The following is a 14,135-nucleotide window of genomic DNA, read 5'->3' on the forward strand; positions in this document are numbered from 1 at the left end:
TTATGACCCTGCAAATACGACTGTGAATACAGCGCCTTTTCCAAGCTGCGAGCGTACGATCAACCTTCCGCGATGGCGGGTCAGAATATGTTTAACAATGGCGAGCCCCAAACCCGTGCCTTTATGGGCGCGGCTGCTATCCACATCGACACGGTAAAAGCGCTCGGTCAGACGTGGTAAATGCTCAGCCGGTATACCGGGGCCGAAATCCTCTACGCTGACGGAAAAACCACGCAATGCATCTGCAGTGGTTGGTGCTGCTTCGCCCCCCTGCTCATCAAGACTGACAATAACCCGCTTGCCCGCTTGTCCGTATTTACAGGCATTTTCAATCAGGTTCTGAAACACCTGAATAAGCTCGTCTTTGTCGCCGGGCAGCCAGACCGGATGATCTGGTTTCGTCCATTCAATGGTTACGCCAACACCCGAGGCCATAGGCGCCAGTGTCTCCACCACATGGCTCAGCACCTGCCCGATATCAATGCGTTCTTTTACCGGAATAGCGGCCTTCATTTCCAGACGAGAAAGAGACAGCAAATCATCGATCAGACGCGACATGCGGTCTGCCTGTGTCTGCATAATGCCAAGAAAACGCTCGCGCGCAGCGGCATCGTCGCGCGCAGGGCCTTGCAGCGTTTCAATAAAACCACGCAATGAAGCCAGAGGCGTGCGCAATTCATGACTGGCATTCGCAATAAAATCTGACCGCATACGGTCAATACGGCGCAACTCCGTCTGGTCGCGGAAGATCAGGATAAAACAATCCGCTTCACCTTTTGCCGTTTCAAAAGTCATGACCGAAGCACGATACCAGCGCTCAAACGGCAACCGCTCCAGATAATCCGATGACCGCGCCTGCCCGTCAGCAATAATCCCCTGTATCAGGGAATGCATTTCCGGCGAGCGAAAGCACAAATACAGGGATGCATCCCGAGCCAGTGGCGGGAAGGCTTCGCGAGCTGCATGATTGACATAAAGGATCGTACCATCCGTATCAAAAAGCACCAGCGGATCAGGCAGAAAATCGGCAAGCCGCTCACCGGACAGGCGCGACAGCGGCCCTTCCCGCTTGCCGGTTTTGGTCGTAACCGCAACTGGTTTCGGTGTACTGAAAAACGCCAGAGCAATCACCAGAATAAAAAGCAGCACACAGCCTGCCGCAGCAAGGGGTACGGAAACGCCCCAATAACGCAGCAGTAAAAACAACGGCAAGATTATCAGTATAGAAGACGCCGATTTACGCAGAGCTTTTAGCAATCTCTGCTCGCTACTCTCCTGCTTCCGCTCACCATCTGTATCTGATGCCATTATGTTTGAAACGCCGCCTTGCTGTTTCTGACCGGTAACCATAGATCTGAATGCCGCCTTTATGCCTGCCCTGTTGCAGCCTGCTATGTTCTATTCCAACAGATGCGCATATTATCTTTCCGATAGCAGCACAGTTTCACAGAATACATTTATTTTGCTGATTACAAATGTTTTTCCGGAAAAGCGCATAGTCCGCCCCGAAAAGAACAGCCGGACTATTTATGATTTATATTGCGGTTTTGTGACAATCCGGCCGGATGATTATGCCTTCCTGTGCATAATGCGCCGGTAAAGTCTGTATAGTTCTTCTGTCGTCCTCAACGTGTTTTAACCCGCTCTCAATACGGCTTGGAAAATGCGGTGTTTTTTCCCAGTGATGGGGCGCAGTGAACATCTGATAAAATGCCCGCCATGATGCAACGGACAGTAGAAGCCAATATAAAGGCACGCCCCAAAGATAAAAATACCGGCGTTTTTCTTCATAACGCAGTGTCTTCTGACACAGCAAATGAAAGCTCAGATAAGCTGTCAGCAAATTCAGACCATTAAACAAAACCGCAGCCACAACCGACTGGTCGTGATAACCGGAGATTGTTAGAGCAACACCCCAAATCAGACTGACCAGCATAAAGGGATGCAGCAAAGCGGATAGCAGCAAACCTGTTGTATATAACAAGTACAGGCTGAAACGTGCTGCACCTAACTGACGGCAGGTATGCACAGGCGAGCGCATATGCACCAGCCATGTCTGCATCCAGCCCTTGAACCAGCGGGTGCGTTGCGTTTTCCAGTCCTTATAATTTTCCGGTGCATCTTCAGTCGTCGGACGATTAATCACATCCACTCTGTAACCGAAGCGTGCCAGTCGCATCCCCAGATCGGCATCTTCCGTCACATTATAGCTGTCCCAGCCACCGACTTTCTGCAGCACTTTGCGCCGGAGATGATTGGATGTTCCGCCCAAAGGCATTACGGCACCACGACGGCTGAGCCATGGCAAAAGCCCGCGAAATAATCCTGCATATTCAAAAGAAAAATAGCGCGTCAGATAGTTACAGCTGAAATTTCCGATCACCAGCGGCGCCTGAAGACAGGCGAGATCACTGCCACCACCCCGGAACGTCTGCCAAGCCTCCAGCAACTGATCGCGATGCGGCCTGTCCTCCGCATCATAGACGACAAGATATTCGCCACGGGCAAATTGCAGTGCATAATTCAGAGCTTTGGGTTTGGTACGTGGTCCAATCGAGGGTACTTTCAGAACTTCAAATTGCGCAGGTAATTTATGCCGTGACAGCGCCGCCAGAGTTTCACTGTCATCGGCCTCGCAAATCAATTTGATATCCAGCTTTGCAACCGGCCAGTTCAAGGCACTGAGCGCCTGTATAAGCTGCCGTACAATCCCTGCCTCCTTATAAAGCGGCACCAGCACAGTATAAACCGGCAGATCATGAAGCCGGTATGGTGCAAGCGGTCTGATATGCAGCGGCCGTGCATTCCACGCCGCCAGAAGGCGAATGGTGACGCAGGCAAAGAAAAACAATGTCATGCCCCAATAGAGAAAGGCCAGACGGGAGCCGCCCTCCGTCAGAAACATCCATAACAGCCCGATAAGCAAGCCTGCGAAACAGAAACCCTGCCAGCCGTTCAGTACCAGACTGGCGGAAAGATGTGCGGGTGTCATTTTTTGTGCCCGTCCGGCAGCGGCTTTGCCATAACGGTTATGCAATAATGCCACCAATACAGAGGGCGGACAAAGTCTTAAACGCTCACGCATTTCAGGATATTGCCGTAAGTAGAATTTCAGCATCGCCAATTCCCGAAGATCCGGCGCCATATAAAGCAGGCTTTGACCTTTAGGCCCCGCAATCAATATATGGCGGATACTGCTGAGACGAGCCGGCCCGTCAAAAGGGCGCAACAAAACCTCTTCCGCATCCGGCGCATCATCATAAGTCAGCCCCGTTTCTTCAGCCCAAAGCCTGTAAAGTGCCGCTTCAGAAATTGCACCTTTGTGCACGAGTTCATCATTAAAAGACGTATTATGCCGTGCAGCGCTGGCAAAGGCCGCAATAATATCCGCTTTACCCAATCCCGCCGCGACAAGCCGAACCGAAAATGCTGCGCAGAGTTTTATAAAGCTTTGTGTAAACAACAAATGTATTGTCATTTCGCCCCCGCGAGTATTTAACCAAAATCAACTCAATTAAATTAGAAGTAACAAAACAAAACTATTTTGAAATTTACGATAATTTAACAATAATAATCATTTTAAAAAAATATCAACTGTAAAAAATACAATATACAAATCATTCAATTTCAATAATACCAACATTAATTATTGTTCAAAAAATAAATTTATTATTCACGCGGGTTCTGCTTTCTATAAAGAGGAGAAAATTTTATACTGAACAAAATCCGGACAAACCAACAGGAGCTGCAGTCAGCCAATGCGCAATGATGTTCTTTCCGCCCCGCTCAAACGGGCGTTAAAATATTGCGCAGCCGTCGGCTCTGCGATCCTGCTGATACTCGCCTCCGGCATCTCGGCATCCTACGCCGCCCCGCCCTATCTGGCAGGAGATGACCAGAAACCGGCAAAACCGGATATTTCACAAAGAACGCAGATCCGTTTCCTGACCGGCACAGATTTTGCGCCTTTCAACAATCTCTCCCCGCAAGGGCGGCTGAGCGGCTATCATATTGATCTGATCCGTGCGCTTTGTCAGGAACTGGCGATCACCAATCGTTGCCTGATCGAAGCCCGCCCGTGGAATGAACTGTTTCCCGCCTTGCAGAAAAACGAAACTGATGCGCTGATTGCCGGACTGACACCGGATCGGGAAAAACGCACCACACTCAGCTTCACCCGCGCTTATTTCAGCTTGCCAGCCCGTTTTGTGACAGTGAGAACATCGGAACTGGCCGATAAGAACTTTTCACCTGACGGGAAAACAGTCGGTGTTCTCGCCGGTTCCGCCCATGAAGCCTTGTTGAAAACCTATTTCCCGAAAGCAAAAACCAGTCCTTATAGCAACAGCGAGCCTCTCTATAAGAATCTCAGAGATGGCAAAATCCAGCTGCTTTTCGGTGATGCGATGAGCCTGTCGCTCTGGATGAACCCAAGCACGATATCAGGCAATACCGCGCCGGACGGCTCCTGCTGCCGCTTTATCGGCGGCACCTATCCGGCACCGGAGTTTCTCGGACAGGGAATGACGATTGCTTTGCGCAAGCAAGATGCGGATCTGCGTCTCGCCTTCAATAATGCACTCAATGCACTAGAGCGCAAAGGTGTGCTGGATGACCTGTATCTGCGCTATTTTCCGGTCGATTTCTATTAAATAAAAATGAGCGCATCTCAAAAAAGATGCGCTCATCATCAAATTACAATTTGCGGAAACGCACGCGCGCACTGCGCTCAATGGCAGCAACGCTCAGTTCGTCAAGATTCCACAGATCACGCATCAGCTGCAGGAATGCCAGCTCTTCCTGTTCAACATGCAGGTCGGCTGCGGCCACTTCAACAGCCAGCGCATAGGCTGTTTCATAAAGTTTTTCCGGCAGGGCCTGATGGGCAATATCCAGAATACGATCCAGACCATCATCCTTGGTCAGTAATTCATAGCAACGCTCGGCAATTTCCGGCACTCTTTCGTCATCAAAGCCGGTAAAAACCGGCAGGCGATGCACAAGATTTCCGATGGAGGACAATTCCGCATCTGTCATTCGCGTATCCGCAGCTGAAACTGTTACCATAATATAGATCAGCGCATCTTGCGGCGTGATTTTCATTTCCAAGAACTCCTGCATCGGCTTTTTGATGACTTTGAAACTATTCCACAGGGCTTAACAAGTGTTCAACTGCATTTCAGCCTGAGGATAATGCACACAACCCCCATCATTTTTGCATTACACGCCCGCACTTGCAAAGAAAGCGCATCATATCCCCCAGCGCTTGTAAAGAAAGCGCAGCACATCATTGACGAAACCCGCATCTCACCATAGACCTGTCTGTCCGTACCCGTAAAAAGTGCGGATATTTCAAACCAACACCTCCTATCAGGAAAGATATTATGACAACCGACCGCTCAAACCACATCGACCTTGCGCCCGACCTGATTGCGGCAGCAGCACAGGCGAAAGCGTGGCCCTTTGAAGAGGCTCGGAAAATCATAAAACGGTACGAGAAAACCGGCTTTCCCGAAGTCGTGATTTTCGAAACCGGCTATGGCCCGTCCGGTCTGCCGCATATCGGTACTTTCGGCGAAGTTGCACGCACATCCATGGTGCGCCATGCATTCCGCGTTCTGACCGAAGATAAAGTCAAAACCAAGCTCATCTGCTTCTCGGATGATCTGGACGGCATGCGCAAAATTCCGGAAAATGTGCCGGATCGTGCCGCGCTTGAGCCAGCTTTGCAACTGCCACTATCGGCTGTGCCAAATCCGTTTGGCGGCAACTATAAGAGCTTTGCGGATCACAACAACACTATGCTGTGCCGCTTCCTCGACACTTTCGGCTTCGATTATGAATTCGCCAGTGCCACGGAATATTACAAATCCGGCCGCTTTGATGAAGTGCTGCTGCGCGCTGCCGAGCGCTACGACGACATCATGGCCGTGATGCTGCCGACACTGGGTGAAGAACGCCGCGCCACTTACAGCCCGTTCCTGCCGATCTCACCGACTACAGGTCGCGTGCTTTACGTGCCGATGAAAAAGGTTGACGCCAAAGCAGGCACCATCACCTTTGACGATGAAAACGGCGTGGAAACAACACTGCCTGTCACCGGCGGCAATGTAAAACTGCAGTGGAAGCCGGATTTCGGCATGCGCTGGGCCGCGATCGGCGTTGACTTTGAAATGTTCGGCAAAGATCACCAGACCAATCAGGCGATCTATGACAAGATTTGTGAAATTCTTGGCGGTCGTGCGCCGGAGCATTTCGTCTATGAATTGTTCCTCGATGATCTCGGCCAGAAGATTTCCAAATCCAAAGGTAATGGTATCAGCATTGATGAGTGGCTGACCTATGCGCCGACCGAAAGCCTCGGCCTGTATATGTTCCAGAAGCCGAGAACAGCGAAGAAACTGTATTTCGACGTGATCCCGAAAGCCGTGGATGAATATTTCACCTATCTGGCAGCCTATGAAAAACAGGATTGGGCAGCCCGCCTGAACAATCCGGTCTGGCATCAGCATTACGGCAATCCGCCGAAGGTTGATTTGCCGGTGCCGTTTGCCATGTTGCTGAACCTTGTCAGTGCATCCAATGCGGAAAATGCCAGCACCTTGTGGGGCTTTATATCCCGCTATGCACCGGGGGCATCTCCGGCAACGCATCCGGAGCTTAACGCTCTGGTGGAATATGCCATCCGCTACTTCAATGATTTCGTGAAGCCGAGCAAGAAATTCCGTGCACCGGATGAAGTTGAAAGCCAAGCATTGCGTGATCTGGATGCGGCATTGGCCGCGCTGGACAACAGCGCAGACGGCACGACAATCCAGAACGCCATTCTGGATGTGGCACGCGTCATTGAACGCTATCAGGATCATAATAAGAAGAGCCCAGACGGCGGCCCTGGCGTGTCCGTCTCGTTCTTCCAGATGCTCTATGAAGTGCTGATCGGACAAGAACGCGGCCCGCGCTTTGGTTCATTCGTAGCGCTTTACGGCATTGATGAAACACGCGGTCTGATTGCCGAGGCACTCAAACGCGCCTGAGACTTCAGAATAAAAAAGAAAAAGCCGCGTTTCTGAAACGCGGCTTTTTTGTATTTTACTGCTGGGGTGCAGGTGGAAACGGTAAATCCGGCGCGACCGGTTGTGCCGGCGTGGTGAGTTCAGGCGCAGTTATATCAGGCACCGGATTCTCCGCAGGCAATGAAGGTGCAGGCGTAATACCAGCCGGATTATCTCCTGAGTTTTGCGGCATATCCGTTACCGGCTTGCGGCCAAAAACACCAAGCAGCATTTTCTCGGCCTGTGTCTGGCTGTCTGCATATTGGCCGCCGAAAGTAGCGCGCGCCCAGCCATTTTCCACCAGCCAGCGTGCAACATCCGTACCCGCCAATGTACAGCTTGTGCGGATCAGCTCCTGATTTTGCTCAACACCATCCATATTGCAGCTGACAGCACGACCGCGCAGCCATGAGCGGAAGGCTGTGCGTGCCTGCATACCACATTGCCAGACGTCACCATTCACATCGGAACAGGATGCATCCGGCTCGACAATATCAATGCCGTTCAGCTCGATCGTGCGATTACCCACTGCCAGTCTGCCTGCAGCCAATGCCACAGGACGGTAGAACAAACCGCCTGCGGCCGCCTGTTCTTCAGTCAGTTTCTCAGATTGTGTTGCCTCAGGTGTTTTTTCCTGCACCGGCGTAGCCAGCCCCAGATCACTCAAAGGCGGGCGCGGCTCTACGCGTTCCAGAGGCTTAGTCTGCATTTCACCGGAAACATCAGGCAAAGGATTATCCGGCTGTGTATTGTTTTCTTCGCCTTCTGAAGATCCGGCAAGAGTACCGGACGGCAAACGCTCCGGCGGCATATCTTCCGGCAGATCGAAATTTTCTATGACGATACCGGTTTCACCGCTGCCTGTTTCACGATCAAGCGCGCCGTAAAACGGGGCAACATAGGCAGCAAATAAAGTAGCACCAACACTGAAAGCAAGGATCGGCGGCAGGATTGTCCGAAGGGTCGCCGGTTTACGCATACTCACTCCTGTTCATTGTCATGCTTCTTCTGCTGCGGATTAATAGATTTTTCGCCTGCCAGCAATTGTGCAAATGTCATCACATCCATTGCAGTGACTTCCAAAATCTTAGCCAGAGATTCCGTTGATGGCCAGCGCGGCCTGCCATCCGCCGCAAAGCGTTTGGACTTATTAAACGTCGTCGGGTCAAGCCCGGCACGCCGCGCCAGACCGGATGGCGTCAATTGCGCCCGCTTTGCCACACTATCAATGGCTGACCAGAGTTCTGCATGAGTAAACATAAGTCATCCGAAGGAATAAAATCCTCATAAGTATAACCCAGCTCATACATCAGAACATCAACAAAAACGAAAATGGCGCAGAGATATCCGCGCCATTTTCAACATTTCGATCAAAACTGCGTGTTAGAACATTTCCGGACGCAAAACCGGTTCCCACTTTTGCTGGAAATGCTTTAAGCAGCTTTATCCGCAGCCTTATAGGGATTGAAACGCTGATAGAAAGTCTCACCGCTCTCGGCCATATCGGTCAGGAGTTTTGGTGCCTTGAACTGCGCTCCGTAATCCTTCTGCAACTTCTTCGCCAGTTTCACGAAAGCTTTTGCACCCATACCATCGATGTAAGACAGAGTACCGCCGGTATAAGGTGCGAAACCGAAGGCGAGAATGGAGCCGACATCGGCTTCACGCGGATCGGTCACAATACCTTCTTCCATCACACGGGCTGCTTCCAGAGCGATAGTGACGAGGAAACGCTCTTTCAGCACTTCCACATCCACCTTGTCCGCATCCTGCTGCGGATAGAGTGTGCTCAGCTCAGGCCACAGATGTTTCTTGGCAGGCCGTGCCGGATAATCATAGAAGCCCTTGCCGTTCTTGCGGCCAAGGCGGTCATATTTATCCACCAGCGTATTGACCAGTTCGACATGGCGCGGATCAACCGCCTTGTCACCCAGATCAGCCAGCGTTGCCTTGAGAATTTTCTGCGACAGATCAATCGCTGTCTCATCATTGAGTGCCAGCGGCCCGACCGGCATACCGGCCATTTTGGCGGCATTTTCGATCATCGCAGGCGGCACGCCTTCCACCAGCATATTATAGGCTTCAGACATATAACGCAGCACGCAACGATTGACGTAGAAACCGCGTGTATCATTGACGACAATCGGCGTCTTTTTGATAGCGCGCACATAATCCAGTGCTGTTGCCAGCGCCTTTTCACCGGTCTTCTTGCCCATAATCACTTCAACCAGCATCATCTTGTCGACAGGCGAGAAGAAGTGCAGACCGATGAAATTCTTCGGACGCTGTGAGACCTTGGCAAGACCGGTAATCGGCAGGGTCGAGGTATTGGAAGCAAAAATTGCATTCTGCCCCAGCACAGCTTCCGCCTGTTCAGTTGCCGCCTGCTTGACGCCGCGATCTTCGAACACAGCTTCAATCACCAGATCGGCACCATCAAGTGCCGCATAATCGGCAGAAGGCGTAATCAATGCCAACAGCTTGTCTTTATCTTCTGCTGTCATCCGGCCTTTCTGCATTTCCTTAGCAATCAGATCAGCAGAATGAGCTTTACCCTTTTCTGCTGCTTCAAGACTACGGTCAATCAGCACCACCGGAATACCGGCTTTGGCAGTGACATAAGCAATACCAGCCCCCATGAAACCGGCACCGATAACACCGATTTTCTTGAATTTGGTTGGCTTGATATCAGCTGGCCGACGTGCGCCCTTGTTCAGCTCCTGCAAGGATACGAACAGTGAGCGGATCATCGATTGCGCTTCAGTGGTCTGCAGAATATGTGTGAAATAGCGCTGTTCAATCTTCAGGCCGGTATCAAAAGGTACCAGCAGACCTTCATAAACGCATTTGAGAATGGTCAGTGCCGCCGGATAATTGCCGGAAGTTTCGCGGCGCAGAATGGCTGTCGCCGCTGGCCAGAGATTGGCACCGGCTGCGGAATAAATCGCACCACCCGGCAGTTTAAAGCCCTTCTCATCCCAAGGTTGAACAGGCTTCAACCCGTTGCGGATCATCTTTTTAGCGGCTTCCACCAGCTTCTTCGCCGGAGCCACTTCATGCACAAGTCCCATACCTTTGGCGCGGGCAGCAGTCAGGCTCGAGCCGGTAGTCATCATCTGCAGAGCGTCTTGCTGATTGACAAGACGCGGCACACGTTGCGTGCCACCGGCACCCGGGAACAGGCCGACTTTAACTTCCGGCAGTGCCAGTTTCACGCCTTCCGCATCGGAAACCACACGGCCATGACAAGCCAGCGATAATTCCAGCGCCCCGCCCATGCAGGTACCGTTGATCGCAGATACCCAAGGTTTTCCGCAGGTTTCCAGCTTACGATACAGGCCGGTCATACGACCGACATTGTCAAACAGGTTCTGGACAGCTTTGTCAGCATCCTGCTTCTGCTCTTTTTTGAAACGCGCCAGCATTTCCTGCATCATGGTGAGGTCGGCACCACCGGAGAATGTATCCTTGCCGGACGTAATCACCGCGCCTTTAATCGCCGCATCTGCCACAACCTGATCGATAATCTGGTCAAGCTCTGTCATCACCTCAACTGTCAGCACATTCATGCTTTTGTCAGGCATATTCCATGTGACAACAGCAATACCGTCAGCGCCGGTTTCAATTTTGAAATTCTTGTAATTTGTCATTGGACTACCCTCCCTCACACACGCTCAATGATGGTTGCCGTGCCCATACCTGCACCGATACACAGGGTAACCAGTGCCGTATTGAGATCACGCCGCTCCAGCTCATCGAGCACAGTGCCGAGAATGATTGCACCGGTTGCGCCCAGAGGATGCCCCATGGCAATCGCACCGCCATTCACATTGATTTTATTGTGAGGAATATTGAAAGCCTGCATATAGCGCAGCACCACAGCCGCAAAAGCCTCATTCAGCTCGAACAGATCAATATCCGAGAGCTTCATTTTGGCGCGATCCAGCAGTTTTTCTGTGACATCCACAGGGCCTGTCAGCATCAATGCCGGATCGGAGCCGATATTGGTGAAAGCGCGGATGCGGGCGCGCGGTTTGATATCCAGCATCTTACCCGCACGCTTGGAACCGACCAGCACACCCGCCGCACCATCAACAATACCGGATGAGTTGCCTGCATGGTGAACGTGATTGATGGTTTCGACTTCCGGATGCGCCTGAATACCGACAGCATTAAAGCCGCCCATTTCCCCCGGCATCACAAAAGACGGATTGAGGCCGGACAAAGCTGCCAGATCAGTGGTCGGGCGCATATGTTCGTCATGATCAAGAATAGTCAGACCGTTGACATCTTTCACCGGAATGACGGAGTTTTTGAAATAACCCTTTTTCCAGCTCTCGCCTGCACGGCGCTGGCTTTCCACCGCATAAGCATCCACATCTTCGCGGGAGAAGTCATATTTTGTGGCGATCAGATCAGCCGACACACCCTGCGGCATGAACCAGCCCGGAAAACCGACCGACGGGTCCATATACCATGCACCGCCGGACATACCCATACCAACACGGGACATGCTTTCCACGCCGCCGGCAATCACCAGTTCGTCTGTCCCGCCTGCAATTTTGGCTGCGGCCAGATTAACCGCATCAAGACCGGAAGCGCAGAAGCGCGAAATCTGCATACCCGGTGCTTTAAAATCATATCCTGCTTCAAAAGCGCTTGATCGCGGAATAACCGCACCGGCTTCCCCCACCGGATCGACACAGCCGAAAATAATATCGTCTACTTTTGCAGTATCAATGCCGTTGCGATCACGCAGAGCTTCCAGCACTTTGGCACCAAGACGCACCGCAGGCACTTCATGAAGACTCCCGTCTTTCTTGCCGCGGCCGCGTGGAGTGCGCACATGATCATAAATAAAAGCATCAGCCATAGTTCAATTAACTCCCAACTTTTTAGTAACTGATCCAAAAGTCACCATGCCTTGGCTCACAAATGGCGATTTCTGCGCTTCCGGTGCTCATGTACCTAAAAGTACGACTTAAGCTCCGGTTCTCGAAACCACCATTTTCGCTCCGGCCTGCCGCTTTTTGATACAGCTACTCAAACCTTTTAACGGTGGCTTAAAAAGCATCTTCCGGCAGTGTCATCATCGTATCGGCACCGGTCTGAATGCGTGCTAAGCGCAATTGTGTTTCCGGCATGATACGCTCCATATAGAAACGGGCTGTGACAAGTTTAGCCTCATAATAGGCTTTGTCACCAGCACCGGCATTCAGCTTTGCCTGTGCGGCTTTCACCATTTTCGCCCACATATAACCGAAAGCGACCAGACCAAAGAGATGCATATAATCTGTTGAGGCGGCACCGGCATTATCCGGATTGGCCATTGCATTCTGCATCAGCCACATGGATGCGCCCTGCAGATCATTCAGGCCTTTTTTCAGATGTTTTGTGTAGAAGGACAGGGCTTCATCTGCGCGGTTTTCTTCGCAAAAATCACCGATTTCCTTGAAATAGGCCATCAATGCACGGCCGCCATTGGCAGGCAGTTTGCGCCCCACCAGATCCAGCGCCTGAATACCATTGGCACCTTCATAGATCATGGTGATGCGGGCATCGCGCACATATTGGCTCATGCCGTTTTCTTCAATATAGCCATGACCGCCAAAGACCTGCTGCGCCATAACCGCATGGTCGAAACCTTTGTCGGTCAGCACACCTTTCAGCACCGGTGTCAGCAGCCCGACATGATCGTCAGCCAGCTGGCGCGCAGCTTCATCAGCAGAATGATGGGCAATATCGGATTGCAGCGAGGTTGAAAGCAGCAAGGCACGACCAGCTTCGTTAAAAGCGCGGATGGTCATCAGCGTGCGGCGGATATCCGGATGCACGATGATCGGATCAGCTTTTTTGTCCGGATATTTCGCACCGGTCAGCGCCCGTCCCTGCAAACGATCACGGGCATAGTCAGCGGCATTCTGATAGGCAGTTTCGGCAATCGACAGACCCTGCAATGCCACACCAAGACGCGCTTCATTCATCATGGTGAACATGGCACGCAGGCCTTTGTTTTCACCGCCGATCAGGAAGCCCGTCGCGTCATCATAATTCATCACGCAAGTTGAGTTGCCGTGAATGCCCATTTTTTCTTCAATGGAGCCGCAAGTCACGCCGTTGCGTGTGCCTGCTTCGCCATTGGCATCAAGATTGAATTTCGGCACGATAAACAGCGAAATACCTTTATTACCTTCCGGTGCGCCTTCAATACGCGCCAGCACCAGATGGATAATATTATCAGTCATACCGTGTTCACCGGCAGAGATAAAAATCTTCGAACCGGTAATCTTGTAGGAGCCGTCCGCCTGCGGCACAGCTTTGGTGCGCAGCAAGCCCAAATCCGTACCGCAATGCGGTTCGGTGAGGTTCATAGTGCCTGACCAGCGGCCTTCAATCATCTTTGGCAGATAGGCCTGCTTCTGCTCATCTGTACCGTGGGTAATAATGGCCGCAATCGCGCCCTGTGTCAGCCCCGGATACATCATCAGCGCCATATTGGCCGAGGACATATATTCACCAACGGCAGCATGGAGCAGATATGGCAGCCCCTGACCGCCAAACTCTTCCGGTGCGGCAAGGCCAACCCAGCCACCGGCACAATATTGATCATAGGCTTCTTTGAAACCCTGCGGCACTTTCACAGAAGCATCGGGCAGACGTTCGCAGCCCTCACGATCCCCGCTATAATTGACAGGGAACAATGTCTGCTCGGCGAGCTTCGCGCCTTCCTGCAAAATAGCTTCAATCGTGTCTGCGCTCATTTCCGCATAAGATGACAGATCATTACGGGACTGGACGCCCAAAACATCATTCAGAATAAACTGTGTATCCCGAACCGGCGCGCGATAGACTGGCATGCACTTCCTCCAAGTTTGACGTCGGCAGATGATTGCTCTGCCGGAATGCAGGCGGAGGTGCTCATGAAGACGCCACCTCTCCCGCGCGTTGTCATTCAAACATTCAGAACACAGAATAATCCGCGTCCTGTGGTGCCGTTCTCTTTCTGCCCTGATACGACCGGACTCCTCTCCGGCAGCATCTGCTCGCTTTCCCATGGCGTCTTTAGCAGCCTATCACGGGATC

At 51.9% G+C, this 14,135-nt stretch carries 9 protein-coding genes and 1 pseudogene; 2 read left to right on the top strand and 8 right to left on the bottom strand.

Going from position 1 to position 14,135, the window contains the following annotated elements:
- Together F7P81_RS02640 and F7P81_RS02645 are read right to left on the bottom strand one after the other, a co-directional pair.
- Positions 1 to 1,308 (bottom strand): ATP-binding protein, encoded by a 1,308-nt coding sequence (locus F7P81_RS02640; RefSeq protein WP_151158465.1) that lies wholly within the window; start codon positions 1,306 to 1,308, stop codon positions 1 to 3.
- A 226-nt stretch (positions 1,309 to 1,534) separates the two neighbouring features.
- Positions 1,535 to 3,478, bottom strand: coding sequence for a glycosyltransferase family 2 protein (locus F7P81_RS02645; RefSeq protein WP_151158466.1), 1,944 nt, complete (start codon positions 3,476 to 3,478; stop codon positions 1,535 to 1,537).
- 280 nt (positions 3,479 to 3,758) lie between these two features.
- Here F7P81_RS02645 and F7P81_RS02650 point away from each other — a divergent pair, with 280 nt between their 5' ends.
- Entirely contained in the window at positions 3,759 to 4,652 is an 894-nt protein-coding gene (locus tag F7P81_RS02650; protein WP_151158467.1) for a transporter substrate-binding domain-containing protein, read from the top strand.
- Positions 4,653 to 4,695: 43 nt separating this feature from the next.
- Here F7P81_RS02650 and F7P81_RS02655 read toward each other — a convergent pair whose 3' ends face one another.
- Complete coding sequence (locus tag F7P81_RS02655; RefSeq protein WP_028233671.1) at positions 4,696 to 5,103, bottom strand: tellurite resistance TerB family protein; 408 nt, start codon at positions 5,101 to 5,103, stop codon at positions 4,696 to 4,698.
- A gap of 281 nt (positions 5,104 to 5,384) precedes the next feature.
- Here F7P81_RS02655 and F7P81_RS02660 point away from each other — a divergent pair, with 281 nt between their 5' ends.
- Positions 5,385 to 7,034 carry a lysine--tRNA ligase gene (locus tag F7P81_RS02660; protein ID WP_151158468.1) on the top strand — a complete coding sequence of 550 codons (1,650 nt, stop codon included), beginning with the start codon at positions 5,385 to 5,387 and terminating at the stop codon, positions 7,032 to 7,034.
- Positions 7,035 to 7,089: 55 nt separating this feature from the next.
- On the opposite strand, the gene F7P81_RS02665 is transcribed toward F7P81_RS02660, so the two are convergent.
- The 5 genes and pseudogenes from F7P81_RS02665 to F7P81_RS02685 form a co-directional block, all read right to left on the bottom strand.
- Entirely contained in the window at positions 7,090 to 8,031 is a 942-nt protein-coding gene (locus tag F7P81_RS02665) for a thermonuclease family protein (protein ID WP_151158469.1), read from the bottom strand.
- Between the two features lie 41 nt (positions 8,032 to 8,072).
- Positions 8,073 to 8,312, bottom strand: a pseudogene (locus F7P81_RS02670) (S24 family peptidase); the annotation flags it as partial.
- Between the two features lie 173 nt (positions 8,313 to 8,485).
- Positions 8,486 to 10,702, bottom strand: a complete 2,217-nt coding sequence (locus F7P81_RS02675) for an FAD-dependent oxidoreductase (protein ID WP_151158470.1) — start codon at positions 10,700 to 10,702, stop codon at positions 8,486 to 8,488.
- 14 nt (positions 10,703 to 10,716) lie between these two features.
- Positions 10,717 to 11,925 (bottom strand): acetyl-CoA C-acetyltransferase, encoded by a 1,209-nt coding sequence (locus tag F7P81_RS02680; RefSeq protein WP_151158471.1) that lies wholly within the window; start codon positions 11,923 to 11,925, stop codon positions 10,717 to 10,719.
- A 190-nt stretch (positions 11,926 to 12,115) separates the two neighbouring features.
- Positions 12,116 to 13,909, bottom strand: coding sequence for an acyl-CoA dehydrogenase C-terminal domain-containing protein (locus F7P81_RS02685; protein WP_151158472.1), 1,794 nt, complete (start codon positions 13,907 to 13,909; stop codon positions 12,116 to 12,118).
- Positions 13,910 to 14,135 lie beyond the last annotated feature (226 nt).

It is taken from the genome of Pseudochrobactrum saccharolyticum, from assembly GCF_008801715.1.
GTDB lineage: Bacteria > Pseudomonadota > Alphaproteobacteria > Rhizobiales > Rhizobiaceae > Pseudochrobactrum > Pseudochrobactrum saccharolyticum.